We start from the raw sequence: 16,029 nt of genomic DNA, 5'->3' as shown, positions 1-16,029 counted from the left end.
ATCAGAAAACAATGAAAGAAGAAGTTTTAGACAATATTGAACTCCGTTCAGAAAGTGTACAGGATATTCTTACCCAACCTCCAAGCTGGATGATCCGTTGGGGGAACACTATGATATTTATAATTATCCTACTTATTTTTGTAATGAGTTACATTATAAAATATCCGGAGTTTGTACCCGCTCCTATTATAGTAACGTCTCAAAATCCTCCGGAAAAATTAGAGGCAAGAATCAACTCTAAGGTTGAGAAGATATTCATTAAAGATCATCAGGAAGTAAAGAAAAATCAAGTTTTAATGGTCATGTTATCAGCAGCCAACTACAAGGATGTTATTGCATTAAAACAACTGATAGACTCTATATCTCCAAACCAGTTAAGTTCTTTTCCTATAGCTCAGACGTCAAGATATAAGCTAGGAGAAGTGCAAGGTGAATACAATAGTTTTGCAAAAGCATTTCAGGATGAAGATCTTTTTACAAGATTACAACCCTATGCTCCTGAAAACCTAGCAACTAACCAAAGTTTATCTGAAGCAAGAGCGAGAATTACCACTTTGAAACAACAAAAAAGCCTGGAATCAGCCAAATATGATCTTACCAGAAAGAACTTTCAAAGATCTCAGGAACTATTTAATCAGGGAGTTATTTCTGCCATGGAACTTGAGAATGAAAAAATCAAATATCTTCAGGCTCAACAGAATCTTGAAAACCTCAATATTTCTATTTCGCAAGCTGATGAAGGTATTTCCAATCTAAACAAAACAAAAAGTGGAACTGTTATCAATACAGAAAAAGATAAAATCACTTATTCGTCACAAACTTTACAACTGTTCGAACAATTAAGGAAAGCGGTAAAGCTTTGGGAACAAAATTACCTTGTTATTTCATCTACGGATGGTGTTGCCAGCTTCCAACAGTTTTTTGGTGAAAATCAATTCGTAAAAGCAGCAGAACCTATTGTATCTATATTACCCGACAATAAAAAGAGTTTAGTAGGTAGAATGTCTGTTCCTACAGTGAATTCAGGAAAGGTTGTGACAGGGCAAAAAGTATTGATCAAACTAGACAATTATCGTTTTCAGGAATATGGAATCATAGAAGGGAAAGTTCAGAATATATCACTTATCCCGGATGATAAAGGAAATTACTATGTAGATGTCGTTTTACCAAAAGGATTAAAAACAAGCTATAATAAAAATCTGAAATTTGATAAAGAGCTTAGAGGAAATGCAGAAATTGTAACCCAAGACCTGAGACTTATCGAAAGATTCTTCTATCAGATCAGAAAACTATTAGGATACCAGACCTGATAAAATTTTATACTAAAATAAAAAACCGTTTCTCATCATTTGTGAAGCGGTTTTTTATGCTCTTATTTCTGAAAGCAAGAATACAAAAATCTATACCTGTTTCAAATTTCAATTCGCTATTAACTTTAATTGGAGTATTTCCACACTAACATTTACTATTTAAAATATAACTGAACCTTTCGGATGGTATTTTCTAAGGAGAGTGAAAAGTAGTCAACGAATATTATTCTAAAGAATGAATAGAATTGTCTAAAAAAGAAAACGACAACCATTATACATGATTGTCGTTTTTTGTAGCGAAGACGGGACTAGCATTATCTTTATCAACTTTCTCTTAACTTTTCTTTATCACTCTCTAAAACATCCTATAAATAGCAATCACAATGATTTAATAATACAAATTAATAAACTTAGAGACAATAAAACAAAGCAAATTATTGGGATTATGTCGGGATTTTATTAAATTTGCTATATTATAGTACATATATGGCAAGTATAAAATTTTCTTGTATTAAAAAAGGTAATCCCTCAAGTCTTAATATCCGTTTTTATCATGGTAGAAATATTGATTGTAATGCTCAATCTCATATTCTAATTAATCCCAATGACTGGAGTGAGAAGATGCAAAAGTTTAAACCTAACACAGACATTAGTATAAAAAACCACATTAATCCTTTAATAGAAAATTTGAAAAAGGAAATTTTGATGAGGTTTAATATTGATTATAGCAAAGGAGACATTATAAATTCAAAGTGGTTATCTAAAGTCATTGAAAATTTATACAAAAGACCTGAAGGCATTGAAGACCATAGAATTTTCTTTGCACCATTTATCGAAAATTTTGCCAAAGAATCAGAAAAAAGGGTAAACACCAAAACAGGAAAAGTAATATCTCCCCGAACCATCCAAAAATATAATACAATTAAAAATCAAATAGAAGATTTTGAACAAGTTAAGAAGACTCGGTTAAAAATTACAGATATTAACCTTGAATTTCACAGACAATTTACATCTTATTTAAAAACTGATAAAAAATATTCTAACACATTAATCGAAAAGAATATCTCTACAATTAAAGGATTTATAAAAGAAGCCAAAGAACAAAACTTAGAAACCAATCACGAAGCAGAAAGTAAAAAATTTACATTTAGGAGAGATGAACCAATAGATACCTATTTAAGCGTTTCAGAAATTGACCTCATCTATAATTTAGATTTATCAAAAAATGAGAGATTAGATAATGTTAGAGACTTATTTATTATTGGTGTTTGGACTGGTTTAAGGATTTCCGACTTAAAAAGAATCAATAGTTTCTTGTTTAACAAAAATTCCATTGTTATTTCTGAGACTCAAAAGACGGGAGCAGTCATAGAAATACCTATTCATCAACAAGTAAGAAAAATATTAACAAAAAGAAACAATCAGCTCCCCCATATTATTTCAGAACAAAAATTTAATGAGTACATTAAAGAAGTCAACAAAGAAGCCGAAATTAATGAAATGACTCTAGGAAATATTAAAAATCCTAACACAAATAGAAAAGAAAAGGGATATTATCCAAAATTCAAACTAATCTCAAGTCATACAGCAAGGAGAAGTTTTGCAACCAATCATTATGGAAAGTTACCAGATAATACTATAATGGCCATTACAGGACATAAGAGCCACTCTCAATTTATGAAGTATATTAAAACCACCCAAAAAGAGCACATAGAGCAGGTGGCTAAATACTGGGAACAACAAGATGAACTAAAAAATTCATTACCAATTTTTAAGAAAATTTAATTTTTTTTCATTTTTTATAAAAACCTATAAGTCAATAAGTTAAAATACTTATCCCAACCCACTTATCCCCACTTAAAATACTGATTTACTGAACATTACACTGGTTAATATTTGCAAATTACAATAAAGCACTATATCTTTGCTTCATGAAAAATATAAAATATTAACAAAAGAAGTAAAAAATGTTTTCTTTGCTTCTTTCAGATGAAGGTAAGGAATTACTCAAGTCTGTAATTACGGAAACAATAAAAGCAGAGCTTAAAAAGCTTTTGGAAGAAAAAAACATCTATGAGATTTTACAAGAAAATCCTTCCAACAAAAGCAAACAAGGAGCAATTAAAGACCAGTTTTTAACAAGAAAAGAGACTAGTGCATTATTAAAAGTAAGTCTAGTTACACTTTCAAACTGGCAAAGATCACAAACTCTTATTCCTCATAAAATAGGCAAAAGAGTTCTCTACAAAAAAGAAGATGTAGAGACTGCAATGTTGAAACAAAATTCTAATCCTAAAATTTAGTATTATGGTGAATAGGATTAAGTTTCAACACTTCAAGTATGTCAAATCTGGAAGAAAGGGCATTTTTGATAAAATTACTAGTGATCGTCTCTATCTATTCGATTTTTTAAAATTTGAACCGCCTAAAGACCAATGTCTCATAGATGCTGGAGTTACGGATGTGTTAATGAGTTTTGATAAACAAAGGAAGAAAATTCTTCATACCGGTTTAATACCTATTGACTTTAATCTTTACATTGGAAATAACCTTAATGAAAAGGGAAAAAAAGATTTCATCATTGTCTATTACCATCATGATACTCAAATTTTACACTTCTTCTATTTTCCAGATCGCATCCCAAAAAACAAACTAAAATTCAGCATTGAGATACTGAAAAAGAACCTTTTTAATAACATTTAATAATAAAAGACTTCCTCTTTTAGGGAATTTGAGGAAGTCTTTACAAAATGAATTATGCACTACAAAGATAATAAAAAATACCCACAATTTCAATTCATTATTATCTATTATGATGTAATAAAAGAACTGGAATTAGCAGATTTTGAATCATACATTTTATTGTACTATTTAATGAAAATCTCAAAAGGAAATGAAATTGGAAAAATAAATATGTCTAAAATAGAAGAGAAATTATATTCTATAATTACACGAAAGACCTTACACAAAAAATTAAAAGTCCTTATAGAACAAAATCATATTATTGAAGAAGAGAAAGGTAGATATAGACTAAATGCAGATACAGCAAACAAATTTACTCCAATTGGACACTTTCTAATTGTTTATTTTGAATTTATGTTAGCATACAAAATCAGACTAAAAAAATACCTCCTATTATACCTAACGTATTCTCTATTTCGGAAGAGCAAAAATAACAATGGATTCTTTAATGAAGAAACTTTTTGCTATTACTTAGGTATAAAAAAGTCAATGTTATCTAAACACAAGAAGGATTTAATTGATAGAGAATTCATAATAAAACAAGGTGGAACTCAATATAAGATCCCCTCTTTCATATATGAAGAATTTGAGAAATTAAAAACCAAATACAAAATTGAAAGTGAGTAAAACATGGATTGTAAAAAAAAATGGGTAAAAGATGGATTATATTGGGTAAAAATTACATTCATTTTGAGTAAAAATTACATCAATATTGAGTAAAAGATGGACATATATAGAACTCTATATAAAAAGATATAGAAACAAAAATAGAAGCAACGCTTTTTCAAAAAGCATTGCAAGTATTTTATAAAACAACAAATAAATATTTAATAAAATGGATAAACAAAATTCAAGAAACAGCGGGAGAAAAATTGGATCTCGAAATAAATTAAGTACTAAAGCAAAAGAAAACCTATTAGAACTATTCGAGGACAATATTAAACAGCTTCATAAGAGTATTAACTATGTTAGCCCGGATGAAAGATTTGTAAGGTTAAAACCTATTATTAAATTATTATGCACAGGAAATGATGAGATAAGCAATAATACAAGAAACCTCATCTATGAATCCTTGAAGAGCGAATTTACAAAAACTAAATTCTACCTCAATCAATTACCTTCTGATAAAAGAGCATCAGAATTAAGGCAATACATGAGTTACCTTAACAAGGAACAGATTGAAAATATATTTGGTAGCATTAAACGATAGGGTGGGTAAAACTAAAAATCCATCAAAATAAGCTTCTATTTATTCCCCTACTTTCCTATTTATAGAATTTAGGGGATTTTTCTTTATTATAAGGGTTTTAAGACAAAAATAAGGCAGGGATTAGCACCCCCACCATTAAAATATTGACACATTTGAAGAACTCCACTAGGTTAGAAGTATACCTCACTGTAATTTTGTGCTAATTTAAAAGTTGATATTTTTTGGAATTATTCTTTATTAACCTGAATAAATATACCAATATCTTTATCCGGAAGCTCACTGGAAAAAATATAAATCTTATAGACATCTACAATATCAGATAAAGTAAATTCCATTACTCCTTGATTGTTATAGTCTAAATAACCAGAGCTTTTATCTACACTTTCTACTTTATGCCAACCCTCACTACTGGAAAAATAACTATTTAGAAACCATGAGCCTTTTGTAGAGCTAACAACTCCCCGGTAAATAACAGAGGTATTTGGTTTTACAGCATTCAAGGAAACCAAAATCATATCATAATGCTTTTCAAATTTAATTGAAACATTTTCATACGAAACTATTTTTGGTTTGGCCAAGATAATATATTCCTTCTTTTGGCTGAACATGGAAGTAAAAATCAAAAGAAGGCTAAATAAAAAAAACTTATAAAAATATTTTTTTGTTTTCATCTAAATACTTGATTAATTTTCTAATTCTTTTTTTGAACCTTGGTAAACTTTATAAGAAATTCAGGTTTTCTCATACTCCCCTCTTCTGTTAAACTTAATTCTTGGATATAGTCATTTTTATCCGAAGGAAAGAATGAACCACTAATTATAATTACATCACCTTTCTTTAATTCAGAAATCTGATTGTAAATAGGGTTTGATTGTTCGATTAAAGAATTTTCAAACATATTGGAAAGCTCGTTGTTTACTGTACCCATTTCTATATTAGTCCCATCAATTTTAACAATAAAATAAGCCTTTCCTTTCCCTGTAGTATGCATTTCTTTTACAACTACAACCCAATCTGAAAAGTTTCTTTTTCCATCAACTTTTTTTTTGATGAGGTTACCTCTTTCAGTTCTAATTGCCGATTTTTTTAATTCGTTGGGAGCATCCTTATAATCGCTATATGCCTGCTCAACTGCTTTAATGAAATTTTGTTGATCTACAGGAAATTCTAATGAAGCATCAACAATCCCTTTCTCATGTTTTCCAACTATATTTTCTTCTTCTTTTCTTTGATTTTTTGCAAGTTTTTCATTTCCTTTTGCAGTGTTGATACTATCCACAATAGGTTTTATTTCAGAAATTTTTGCAATAGCATCATTGTAATTTTTATCATCCTGTTTTACCATCTGAAAAAAATCATACGCCTTTACAAAATCTTTTTTATTATAATAATCAAGACCACTTTTATAACTATCTACAAAGAAAGAGCCTATTATTCCTATGGTCAGTAAAATAGTAACAATAGCAGAAGGAGTGATGTACAATACCTTTTTCCAAGTATCGGTTTTGTGTTTTAACATTGCATAAATTCCTAAAGGAGGAAATAAAAAGAAAAGAACAATAAGTAGGACTTTGTTATTATACCATTGTTTTAGCTGAGGTCGTTGTGTTTCCATATAACTTGAGTTTTAACTTTCAAAAATAAAAGCCATTCTAAAAAAATCTTTATGGAAAACCGTAATCAGATAAAAAGAAAACAGCGCATCCAAATCACGCTGTAAGTAGTGGCTCGGCAAAGCCATAGTAAAACAACGGATAGGATACGCCTTTAGAGGCATACCAATTAATCCGTCTTGTTTTACTATTTGAAATTTTGCCGATTTCTACTTACAAGACTTTTTAGTATGTATATTAACACCCTAACAAATAGGGTTTATTTCTGAAACAAAAATATTAATTTTTTGGTAAATCCGGGTAAATTACTATCCTAATCTCACATATTATTTTCCCTTCTCTAAGTTACTATTTACATTCTCAAAAAGTTTAGGAGCCAATTATTAAGTTTTTCTAACAAAAAAATAAAAGCAGTATAAGCAGATTGTTATAAAAGCTACAACATATAAATTTTAAATCTTATCCATTAATTATGCTTCCTCCTTTTAATATTTATACTTGATCGTAGTTTTACTACACTTTTTTAAATAGTTACAAAATAATCTACTTTGGCACTGTTTTTATCTATATTTGGTGATATAATAAAACACACATAATCTTATGAAAAAAAAAATCTCAAATTCAGAGAAGATTTCTGAAAACCATATTTCAGGTATCAATCGTGTCATTCAGCTTGATATTATAGCTGGCGGAAAACCTATCAACCATTTTAAACATTTCCGTTTACAGCAGAGTGCTAAAACACATCATAGCTTTGAACTTATCCTGGCTCATGATTCTTTGGCTGAAACCCAAAACTATAATCTTGAACAGGCAAGACAATTCATGGGAAAACGATTGACCGTAACCTTTAAATATAAAGATCCAGAGCATGAAAACCCAGAGAGAACATTTGTAGGAATTATTACAAATGTAGCATTCAGCAAGGAAAAATGAGTTTGGGAAATATTGTACTCAAAGGTTACAGTCCCACAATTCTAATGGCCTCTGCTCCACACACTCAAAGCTTTGGAGGAGATCAATCTGTAAATACATCCATTATTGCAGACAGAATTATTAAAGAAGCATTGGGTACAAATGATTTTGATTTTAGGGTAGATACTCAAAATAATAGCTACATCAACTATAGCGCACAGTATTGTGAAACTCATTATAATTACCTTGCCAGAATTGCAGAAGCTTACGGAGAGCAATTTTATTATGATGGAGAAGTCCTACATTTTGGAAAACTTCCACCTAATGAAAAGTCCATTAAACTTATTGATGGTAGTAATGTAAATGATGTTACCATTGAACTCAAAGCGGTTCACACAAAGCCTGAATATTTTGGTTACAATAGTAGCAGTCATACAAAAATGTTGGGTGTTGACAATCATATTAAGCATTTAGGTGAGTTATCTTCCAAAGCTTATGAATTGAATGATAATATCTTTAAAACTCGTTCATTAACCCCTACTCCCATTAATGCCAATATGTTTCGTGATGTAGATGATTCCCAAAAGAGTGCAAGAGGTAGTAAGGCAGTAGATGTTTTTACAGTTTCAGGAGAAACAACAGTTCCGTTTCTATATATTGGTTGTGTTGCTGACTTAGCTATGAGAAAACCAGACAGCAATCAAACCTCGCATTTTACTACTTTAATGATTACTGAGGTAAATCACGAAGTTGATGCAAGAGGATATTACACAGGAAGCTTTGAAGCAATTGCCGAAGGAACAGGTTTTATGCCTAAGCCTAATTTTGAAATACCTAAAGCAGAGCCACAAGTAGCAACTGTTATCTCCAATGTTGATCCTTTAAACCAAGGAAGAATACAAGTACAATTCGATTGGCAATTGAATGATACAACAAGCTTTATCAGGATGATGAGTCCAGATGCAGGGGGAACAGATGCAATAAGTCAGAATAGAGGATTTGTAGCAATCCCTGAAATTGGAGATCAAGTAATGGTAGGTTTTGAATATCATAATCCAGATTTTCCTTTTGCCATGGGTGGAATGTTCCATGGAAATGTTGCTTTAGGAGGTGGAGTCAATAATCATCTTAAATCCATTCAAACCAGAAGCGGAATCCGCATTTTGATGAATGATGCTGAAGGAAGTGTAAATATTATTGATCCAAGTGGTAATACTTATTTTATGGATGGGCAAGGAAATATTTCAGTAACCGCACCAAAGAATATGACTTTCAATGCAGGGGAAAACATTAGTATGATTGCAGGAATGAATATTACATCTAATGCCGGGATGAATATTTCTGAAACCGCAGGTGTTAACCACAGCAGTTTTGCAGGAGGAATGATGATACAAAATGCTGTTGCTGATTATTCACTAATGGCATCAAATATTATGGAAATAGCTCAGGGAGAAAGAAAATCCAAAGCAAAGAACGTTACAGACCAATCCAATAAAAAGCAGGTTGTATCTGATGAAAAGAATGAGCTTCATACAAAGGGAAACTTTGAAAATAATAGTGGAGAAAAATCTAAAATGCACTAAATATGGCAGGTGGAAAAATTACAAGAATTGTAGGTGGTACTAATAGCATAGAATGCGAAACATGGACTGTTTACACAGATGAGTTTTCAGTGTATGCTGGACAAGGAAGCCACTTCACAGCAGATGGAGGCACTAATTTCGGAGAGCCAAAGGAAGCTCCATCCTCATACACATATTTTGAAAAGGGTTGGTGGACAGATGAGGAAGGCAAGGAAATCAAAGAAGCTCAATTAGGTGATAAGGTTCAGTTTCATTTGAAAATGAAGAACATTAAATCTCCTGAAGGAAAAAAAGTAAACCTTGAATTACGGGAATGGGATGAGTTTGATTTTCTGCTCTATATTCTAAGTTTAGCAAATAAGGAATTAACAGGCTACAAGAATACCAAAGGTTACGAAAAAATAAATATGGTAAGTACTAATCCTGAAAACAATGAAGCACTGACAGACTGGAAAATGGATGCAAATTCTGAAATAGTAATATCTTTACTTTTGAGTGAAGACGCACTGATAAAAATGATGGCCGATGATGAAGGCAGGGATTTAGAACTTTATTTCAGATGTAAATATATTGATGAAAATAATTTTATTGAAGTAGCAGAACTACCCTGGGAAAATTGGAATTACCTGAAAGTAAAACCTAAACAGATAGTAGAGCCTATTATTTTCGTTCATGCTTCGGATAAGCATCTCTTACCTGCAATATATTCTGTTGAAACTGGAAGTCCTTGGTATGTTTCAGCCATTAAAAATGGACTATATGCCAATAAAGTAAATACGCTATCAAAACCTTACGGAACAGGCGCAAAAAAAGAACTGACAGCTTTTGAAAAGAAAGCCTATGATATTGCAATAAGAAATCTGGAGAAAAAGAACTTTTTCAGTACTATAAGAAAAGGTGCAACTTCTGAGTACTATTATTATGATGTATCTGATATTGATAATAGGTTTGAAAAAGAGATAAAAAGAGCCGTAAATGTAGGAACCGAAACATCAGCTAATGTACCCAAAGGAATTAATGCAATAGAATATGAATCTGGAAAAGGTCTTGCAGGAAAAATAAAAATTGTAGGTGAAGTTATGGGAATCTTTGGTGTTTTATCTGATATGGCCGCTTTATTAAGAGGAGTGGCTGACCACAAGATTCCACCGCCGTCTATTATTCCACCATTTGTAATGGATACTGTAAACCGAATGAAAGCAGAGAATGATGAATTTATTATTGAAAATTGGAATAAGGAACTACAAATTTCAATTAATGAGGGAAGAAATTCTGTGAAAAGAGCTATTAATTCTCCAATTAATAAAAACTATAATTTAGGTTTTAACTTTATTGATATTTCCGAAGAATTGCTTACGAAAATATTGAAAAGAGAGGTATATGAGTATGATAAAAAGTCCGTTAACTTTGAAACTTATTTAAAGGATCAAAGCCACGGAAAAAACGAGGCATCCGTATTAGTACAAAGTATTGAAGAAAATGACAAATACAACCGTTTAACGATTAATCATTATATTCACGCTCTATATATAAAAGATTTGAAAATATGAGAAGTAGCATCTTAAATATCTTACTATTTATCCCATTGTTATGTTCTTGCCAACAATACAATAACCCAGCCTATGATGAAAAAGAAAAAGTATTAAGAGATTTTCCTATAGAAAATAGCACAAGGATGGTTATGGATTCACTATGGAATAAAAGGGATTCACTTACTTATCTTAGACTTAAAAATCTTGATTTAATCTTAATGAATGAAACTTCTACGATTCCTAATTGGATTGGAAATTTTCAAAAAATGAAGGTATTTCAAGTTGCCAATGAAAAGAAAAAAGTTACATTTATTCCGGAAAGTATAGGGAAATTATCAAATTTACTTCAATTTGACGTTCCAAACAATAGTATAACTGTGCTCCCAAATTCCTTTTACAGCCTTAAAAAACTAACATATATTGATTTAAGAAATAACCCTATTGTATCAATCAATGATGATATAAACAATCTTACAAACTTAGAAAGTATTAATTTAGATGGAACTGTTATAAATAAAGTACCCGCTTCTATTTGTAAATTACAAAAAGTAAAATTTTTAACTTTAGAGAATACTCATATATCTGATTTACCTCAGTGCTTAAACAATATGTCCAATTTGGAGTGGATCAATATTTCAGGTACAAGAATAACAACAATCCCTATTGCTATTCTAAATGCACCTAAACTAGAAACAATTGACGCAAGAGGCTTAAAACTCAAAAATTTTAAAGAAGTTAAAACTATCTGCGAAAAAAGAAATATTAACTTTTATTATAATGAATGAAAGATTGGATTGATATTAATCCGTGAAGACTGTACATTAAACTATTTTTATGGCTAGTCTTCTTGTTGACACTTTTACACTTGATCTTTGGTTAGAACCTAACTATTCGGGATTATGTCGGGATTATTTAAAAGCAAAAATCCGTAAAATGCCTTTTATAAGCATAATACGGATTTTTTTTGTAGCGAAGACGGGAATTGAACCCGTGACCTCAGGGTTATGAATCCTGCGCTCTAACCAACTGAGCTACCTCGCCGTTTTGGTGGTGCAAATATAAAAAAATAATATTATCTGCAGACCTATAATGAAAATAAAATTTGAAATATATTTTACATGATATACAGAATAGACTATACTGGTTATTTAATATAAGATTTAAGCATCATATACCTCAGAAAATAAAAAGGAGATCAAGATTCTTAGTCTTTCCATTCTTATGAGTCCTAACTTCAATAGTAGTATTTCTACCCTAGCCCATAATAATTAAAATAAGGCTGACGTCTTCGGATGACATTTTTCTAAAGAGAGCGAACAATTATAAGCGAAAGTGATCTGGAAAAATGAGCGTAATTATATAAAAAGAAAAACCGCAATCATTATAAATGATCGCGGTTTTTGTAGCGAAGACGGGAATTGAACCCGTGACCTCAGGGTTATGAATCCTGCGCTCTAACCAACTGAGCTACCTCGCCGTTTTGGTGGTGCAAATATAGAAAAATATTCTTTACCTCCAAAATTATTTTAACATAAAATATTCTAAAACATTCCCAACATGATCTGGTTTGTTGATTATCTTGTTATTAGCATCTAAAATAAAATACGTTGGAGTTGCATGTACATTATATGTATCCACGTAGCTACTATTCCATCCTCTCAATTCTGAATCATTGATCCATGGGAAGGCAGCAATCTTTTTAGAATAAGAGTCTTTATCCACATCAAGAGATAAGGCAATAACCTGAATATTTTTTGCTTTTAAATCATTGTATTTCTCCAATAGCTTCGGAAGTTCACTTTCACAGTGTGAGCAGGTAGATGACCAGAACACAATAACCTTCTTATCAGCTTTCACATCGTGAAGAGATTTAGCCGTAGTATTTGTTGCTGACTGGAACTTATAGTTAGGGAACAAAGCTCCCATTTCCACATTCGCATTAGATTTCAATGTAGAGGCCAATCTATCGTTAATGGTACATTTAAGGTTCTTAGCCATACCAAGATATTTGCTTTTAAACTCATCCATCTGGTAAACATCAAAAATATCGATAAGCTCAGATAATACAGTCTGCCCTCTTGGTGTTTCTACCTTTAAACGCTCTAAAAGCTTATCTACTGAGCCTCCAACATTCGTATTACCTCCGGAGTTCAAATAAGACACCAATACTGGTCTTAGCAACGATGAACTTTCAAGCATATCATTAGACTTATCAAGGAAATTGATGATCTCATCCTGATCAACCTTTTTGGCACCTTCTGCAGAGTTTCCAAGAAACTTGCTATAATTAGTATTGTAATAAGAAATAAACGGATGTTTTGCCGCATCAATAGAACTAGCGGTACCGGAAAGCCTGTCAATTTCTGTTTTCAAAGCTTTTCCAAAGTCTGTATTGTCTTTATAATATTCTTTAATCTGAGCTAAAGCAGGTAAAATAAGTTCTTTCTTTTGAGAACCTTCCTGTTGTTTACTCATCAGCTCATTGGCTTCATCCAGATAAACAACATCCTTCACTTTATTATTCTGGATATCCAGTTTGAAATTGACATTCTTATTTTCAGAAATAAAGCTTACTGTATTGTTGGTTGTAGGGAAGTAAATCTTCATCATCCCCATATAGTTATTTGGATATTTAAACGTCCAAGTATTATTCTTACTTTGTTCTTTGGTAACAATAATGTCTTTTGAACCATTTAATGTATATAGAATAGCATCCTTATCTTTAAAATCTGCTGGAGTCTGAACTGTAACTGTAAACTGAGCCTGCAGCGCAAATGCAGCTAAAACCGCAGATAATGTATAAATCTTTTTCATTGAGTAAAAATAAAAAAACTCTCTGATTAATCAGAGAGTTTCTTATTATTTTAATAAAATTTTATGCTTTTATATTTTTATACTTCTTAGTATAAAATGCGATGAACGCAACAGCTACCACAGCCAGTAAATATACATACATATCAATTGGTGCTGATGGAGCTCCTCCCGTACCGTGACCTCCTGTTCCTCCACCTCCGGGAACCGGCATATCATCAGGATCCGCACTTACCAATATTGTGGTAAAGAAAAACAATGCAAATACTAGTTTATTTATAGTTTTCATATTAATTTTTATTTTAAGATTTTGGTGTTAACTATTACTCCTTTATCCGAAACAACTTTTACAATGTAAGAACTCTTAACGGAACCATCAAGTTCAATTACGAAATCCTTAGATGTATCAACAGTTTTCTTAGAGATGATAAGTTTACCACTCATATCATAAACCTCAATATCTGCTTTTTCCAATCTGGGTCGAATCTAACTATATAATTACTGATTGCAGGATTGTATACAACTGTTGTTCTGGAAAGCGTAGTAGCAGTTTCCTTAGTTGCAAGAGTTCCTTTATTAGGCTCTCCATAATATAAATTATAAGATTTAGAGCTTACAGGAATTACATCTCCTTGTTTTGCTTCTTGTACAGAACCATTAGACGCTTTATAGAAAAATCCTACTCCTGAAGACAACTTGTGTGTTCCAGCAGGAACCATTTCTGCATTCTCTCTGATTTCAAATTTATAAGAAACTATTTTTTTATCCGGTTTGCTAAAATCAAAATTCCAAAGTAATAAATCTTTTCCTAAGAAATCTTTTTCATTAGCTTCGTTGATATATAGCCAATATTTTGCATTATAATTCGGATCATAACCTCCAGTTGTTAACTCTTCAAAAGTACCAATAAGGTTACTGCTGCTAGCTGCAGCCTGTACCGTAGTGGCAATAGAATTCTGGTGACCTGTAGTGGCTGTAGCAGAAACTACATAATAAGCTCTTCCAAGCTCATTGCCATTAGCATCAAGACCAATAACACCTAATTGCTTAACACTTAATCCAGCAATTTTATTAGCTTTTCCAGCTGTTTTAGCTGCATTTACATTATAGTCTGTCCCATTTGCTCTCACTACATCCTTAAATCTTCTAAGGGTACTGAAATCCAAAGTTTGAGCACTATTATCTCTAAGCTTAATAATAAATGGCTGCATTGGTTTGATAATTAATCCAATATCTCCAACAGGAGTTCCATCTAAATTAAAAGTCTGCTTTAATGCACCCGTCGTAAAAGTATACCCATTAGGCTGCGTTACCACTGAACCGGATGTATACTCAATCCCCATGATATTGGAAACATTATTACCGTCAGTAATCGTTCCGTTTTCAATATAACCAATCTTAGAAAGATCCAGGTTTGTCAGGAACGGGTTACCAAACTGGTAAATATTTTTACCATAAGTTGGATTCCATTCTCCGTTAGGAAGATCAAACTGATCCTGAAGATAAGAGTTATAAGCTTCACCGTAACTGTTTGCTGCGTTACCGCCAGGACCGAAATATATATTTCCTCCATTTTGTAAATTCACAGCAGCAAAGGTAGCATATGGTCTACCGCTTATCTTATTCACTGAACCTGAAACAGGCGTATTAAGATTTAGGTTGTTATTTCTAGAACCTAACATATAATAAGCCGGGCCATTACTGGTTGTGCTTGACAAATCAGTAATATGATCAGATTTAGCCTGGGTATTATTCCATTGCAAAATAAGATCATTGTTTATATTACCAGGATTCTGAATATTTCTTACAGTACCGAATGTTTTTCCTAATTCAGTTGATAATGAACTGTAAGCTTTACCGTAGAAGGGAAGTGCAATTTGTTGGAAATAATTGCCGTTACCTTGTTTGTCTGTCAGGTATTCTTTAGTTACAATACCTGTAATGTTGGACTGAGTGAGTCCATTAATGTACAATTGACCGTACGTAGAAGCGGCATAAGTAGCAGGGGTATTTAGCCTTAAAACAATATTATCTCCACTAGTGGTTTTATCTGCACCTAATGCATCAATTGTTTTAAAAGCATCTGTACCTGATCCTACAATCATGACATTTCCATGTACATCCAGAACACCAGTATCTTTTGTCTGTACACCGCCACCACTATACACTAGGGTGCCTTCGCTCACATACATATTAGCACCAGTGTCTACGTGACATAATATCTGCGCCTGAACAGAATAACTGATTGCTAAAAGACCTATAGCAAATAAACTTTTTCTCATTGTATAAATTATTTGTGTGTTAATACAATCT

At 31.8% G+C, this 16,029-nt stretch carries 15 protein-coding genes and 2 tRNA genes; 9 read left to right on the top strand and 8 right to left on the bottom strand.

Features of this window, described 5'->3' with window-relative positions; all coding sequences use genetic code 11:
* The first annotated feature begins 11 nt into the window (after window positions 1–11).
* The 5 genes from QWZ06_RS23565 to QWZ06_RS23545 all read left to right on the top strand — a co-directional run bounded on the left by QWZ06_RS23565 (window position 12) and on the right by QWZ06_RS23545 (window position 5,262).
* Window positions 12–1,310, top strand: coding sequence for an HlyD family secretion protein (locus tag QWZ06_RS23565; RefSeq protein ID WP_290301570.1), 1,299 nt, complete (start codon window positions 12–14; stop codon window positions 1,308–1,310).
* A 486-nt stretch (window positions 1,311–1,796) separates the two neighbouring features.
* The gene (locus QWZ06_RS23560; protein ID WP_290301569.1) at window positions 1,797–3,095 is read left to right on the top strand and encodes a tyrosine-type recombinase/integrase; all 1,299 of its coding nucleotides are present in this window, start codon (window positions 1,797–1,799) and stop codon (window positions 3,093–3,095) included.
* Between the two features lie 191 nt (window positions 3,096–3,286).
* Complete coding sequence (locus tag QWZ06_RS23555) at window positions 3,287–3,613, top strand: helix-turn-helix domain-containing protein (RefSeq protein ID WP_290301568.1); 327 nt, start codon at window positions 3,287–3,289, stop codon at window positions 3,611–3,613.
* Between the two features lie 454 nt (window positions 3,614–4,067).
* Window positions 4,068–4,679, top strand: coding sequence for a hypothetical protein (locus tag QWZ06_RS23550; RefSeq protein ID WP_290301567.1), 612 nt, complete (start codon window positions 4,068–4,070; stop codon window positions 4,677–4,679).
* 208 nt (window positions 4,680–4,887) lie between these two features.
* On the top strand, window positions 4,888–5,262 hold the full coding sequence (locus QWZ06_RS23545) for a hypothetical protein (protein WP_290301566.1): 375 nt from the start codon (window positions 4,888–4,890) through the stop codon (window positions 5,260–5,262).
* 227 nt (window positions 5,263–5,489) lie between these two features.
* On the opposite strand, the gene QWZ06_RS23540 is transcribed toward QWZ06_RS23545, so the two are convergent.
* Both QWZ06_RS23540 and QWZ06_RS23535 read right to left on the bottom strand, forming a co-directional pair.
* Window positions 5,490–5,933, bottom strand: a complete 444-nt coding sequence (locus QWZ06_RS23540) for a hypothetical protein (protein ID WP_290301565.1) — start codon at window positions 5,931–5,933, stop codon at window positions 5,490–5,492.
* A 20-nt stretch (window positions 5,934–5,953) separates the two neighbouring features.
* A complete protein-coding gene (locus QWZ06_RS23535; protein ID WP_290301564.1) occupies window positions 5,954–6,877 on the bottom strand; it encodes a hypothetical protein in 924 nt (307 codons plus the stop codon).
* 598 nt (window positions 6,878–7,475) lie between these two features.
* Here QWZ06_RS23535 and QWZ06_RS28040 point away from each other — a divergent pair.
* The 4 genes from QWZ06_RS28040 to QWZ06_RS23520 are packed head-to-tail and all read left to right on the top strand — an operon-like array spanning window position 7,476 to window position 11,690.
* Window positions 7,476–7,811, top strand: coding sequence for a hypothetical protein (locus QWZ06_RS28040; RefSeq protein WP_353960030.1), 336 nt, complete (start codon window positions 7,476–7,478; stop codon window positions 7,809–7,811).
* Window positions 7,808–9,373, top strand: coding sequence for a type VI secretion system Vgr family protein (locus QWZ06_RS23530; RefSeq protein WP_353960029.1), 1,566 nt, complete (start codon window positions 7,808–7,810; stop codon window positions 9,371–9,373). The genes QWZ06_RS28040 and QWZ06_RS23530 overlap by 4 nt, the downstream gene beginning before the upstream one ends.
* A gap of 2 nt (window positions 9,374–9,375) precedes the next feature.
* Window positions 9,376–10,923, top strand: a complete 1,548-nt coding sequence (locus QWZ06_RS23525; protein ID WP_290301563.1) for a hypothetical protein — start codon at window positions 9,376–9,378, stop codon at window positions 10,921–10,923.
* Window positions 10,920–11,690, top strand: a complete 771-nt coding sequence (locus tag QWZ06_RS23520; protein ID WP_290301562.1) for a leucine-rich repeat domain-containing protein — start codon at window positions 10,920–10,922, stop codon at window positions 11,688–11,690. The genes QWZ06_RS23525 and QWZ06_RS23520 overlap by 4 nt, the downstream gene beginning before the upstream one ends.
* Window positions 11,691–11,872: 182 nt before the next feature.
* Here QWZ06_RS23520 and QWZ06_RS23515 read toward each other — a convergent pair.
* The 6 genes from QWZ06_RS23515 to QWZ06_RS23495 all read right to left on the bottom strand — a co-directional run bounded on the left by QWZ06_RS23515 (window position 11,873) and on the right by QWZ06_RS23495 (window position 15,998).
* Window positions 11,873–11,946 (bottom strand) — tRNA-Met (locus QWZ06_RS23515).
* Between the two features lie 362 nt (window positions 11,947–12,308).
* Window positions 12,309–12,382: transfer RNA gene (locus QWZ06_RS23510), tRNA-Met, on the bottom strand.
* Between the two features lie 44 nt (window positions 12,383–12,426).
* A complete protein-coding gene (locus QWZ06_RS23505; RefSeq protein WP_290301561.1) occupies window positions 12,427–13,719 on the bottom strand; it encodes a TlpA family protein disulfide reductase in 1,293 nt (430 codons plus the stop codon).
* Window positions 13,720–13,780: 61 nt separating this feature from the next.
* Window positions 13,781–14,005, bottom strand: coding sequence for a signal peptidase (locus tag QWZ06_RS23500; RefSeq protein WP_290301560.1), 225 nt, complete (start codon window positions 14,003–14,005; stop codon window positions 13,781–13,783).
* Window positions 14,006–14,013: 8 nt separating this feature from the next.
* Window positions 14,014–14,160 carry a hypothetical protein gene (locus tag QWZ06_RS28035; protein ID WP_353960032.1) on the bottom strand — a complete coding sequence of 49 codons (147 nt, stop codon included), beginning with the start codon at window positions 14,158–14,160 and terminating at the stop codon, window positions 14,014–14,016.
* Window positions 14,157–15,998, bottom strand: a complete 1,842-nt coding sequence (locus QWZ06_RS23495) for a T9SS C-terminal target domain-containing protein (RefSeq protein ID WP_290301559.1) — start codon at window positions 15,996–15,998, stop codon at window positions 14,157–14,159. The genes QWZ06_RS28035 and QWZ06_RS23495 overlap by 4 nt, the downstream gene beginning before the upstream one ends.
* Window positions 15,999–16,029 lie beyond the last annotated feature (31 nt).

The organism is Chryseobacterium tructae, assembly GCF_030409875.1.
GTDB lineage: Bacteria > Bacteroidota > Bacteroidia > Flavobacteriales > Weeksellaceae > Chryseobacterium > Chryseobacterium tructae.
Note: the sequence above shows the minus strand (reverse complement) of the source record. Positions and strands in the feature narration are given on the sequence as shown.

What these genes read in the sequence shown, in the direction of transcription:
- QWZ06_RS23565 (WP_290301570.1), top strand. Translation starts at nt 12, where the DNA reads ATGAAAGAAGAAGTTTTAGACAATATTGAACTCCGTTCAGAAAGTGTA.
- QWZ06_RS23540 (WP_290301565.1), bottom strand. Translation starts at nt 5,933, where the DNA reads ATGAAAACAAAAAAATATTTTTATAAGTTTTTTTTATTTAGCCTTCTT.
- QWZ06_RS23550 (WP_290301567.1), top strand. Translation starts at nt 4,068, where the DNA reads ATGCACTACAAAGATAATAAAAAATACCCACAATTTCAATTCATTATT.
- QWZ06_RS23530 (WP_353960029.1), top strand. Translation starts at nt 7,808, where the DNA reads ATGAGTTTGGGAAATATTGTACTCAAAGGTTACAGTCCCACAATTCTA.
- QWZ06_RS23505 (WP_290301561.1), bottom strand. Translation starts at nt 13,719, where the DNA reads ATGAAAAAGATTTATACATTATCTGCGGTTTTAGCTGCATTTGCGCTG.
- QWZ06_RS23560 (WP_290301569.1), top strand. Translation starts at nt 1,797, where the DNA reads ATGGCAAGTATAAAATTTTCTTGTATTAAAAAAGGTAATCCCTCAAGT.
- QWZ06_RS28035 (WP_353960032.1), bottom strand. Translation starts at nt 14,160, where the DNA reads ATGAGTGGTAAACTTATCATCTCTAAGAAAACTGTTGATACATCTAAG.
- QWZ06_RS23525 (WP_290301563.1), top strand. Translation starts at nt 9,376, where the DNA reads ATGGCAGGTGGAAAAATTACAAGAATTGTAGGTGGTACTAATAGCATA.
- QWZ06_RS23500 (WP_290301560.1), bottom strand. Translation starts at nt 14,005, where the DNA reads ATGAAAACTATAAATAAACTAGTATTTGCATTGTTTTTCTTTACCACA.
- QWZ06_RS28040 (WP_353960030.1), top strand. Translation starts at nt 7,476, where the DNA reads ATGAAAAAAAAAATCTCAAATTCAGAGAAGATTTCTGAAAACCATATT.
- QWZ06_RS23545 (WP_290301566.1), top strand. Translation starts at nt 4,888, where the DNA reads ATGGATAAACAAAATTCAAGAAACAGCGGGAGAAAAATTGGATCTCGA.
- QWZ06_RS23535 (WP_290301564.1), bottom strand. Translation starts at nt 6,877, where the DNA reads ATGGAAACACAACGACCTCAGCTAAAACAATGGTATAATAACAAAGTC.
- QWZ06_RS23520 (WP_290301562.1), top strand. Translation starts at nt 10,920, where the DNA reads ATGAGAAGTAGCATCTTAAATATCTTACTATTTATCCCATTGTTATGT.
- QWZ06_RS23495 (WP_290301559.1), bottom strand. Translation starts at nt 15,998, where the DNA reads ATGAGAAAAAGTTTATTTGCTATAGGTCTTTTAGCAATCAGTTATTCT.